Source organism: Algoriphagus pacificus (genome assembly GCF_017254845.1).
GTDB classification, from domain to species: Bacteria; Bacteroidota; Bacteroidia; order Cytophagales; family Cyclobacteriaceae; genus Algoriphagus; species Algoriphagus pacificus.
The window spans coordinates 1-324 of the sequence record NZ_JAFKCU010000037.1; the positions used below are offsets into that span (position 1 = coordinate 1).

Annotated in this window: 1 protein-coding gene; it reads right to left on the reverse strand. The window is 53.7% G+C overall.

The window, feature by feature from the left end; translation table 11 throughout:
- Positions 1–324: Ig-like domain-containing protein (locus J0A69_RS22485; RefSeq protein WP_206588861.1), on the reverse strand; the 324-nt coding region annotated here is incomplete at both ends.

Here is a 324-nt window from a genome sequence, read left to right on the forward strand (position 1 = left end):
GCTCACCGTTACTCCAGCTGGTACGCCGCTTAGATCAGGGGTGATTTCTACGATATCTCCACTGCCCGGAGTGATCGGCAATGTGCCTACGAAAGGAGTGCCCGGTGTTACCGTGAAACTCACGTCACTCGCTGTAGGAGCTCCGTTTACGTTCACGCTTACTGTAATGATCCCTGAATCACTCAAGCCGTTCTCGTCAGTCACTTCATAAGGGATGGCAAAGCTCGTAGGACCTGTGTATCCCGCTGGAACATCAATACTTACCGTGCCGTCCAAGGCAATGCTCACCGTTACTCCGGCTGGTACGCCGCTTAGATCAGGGGT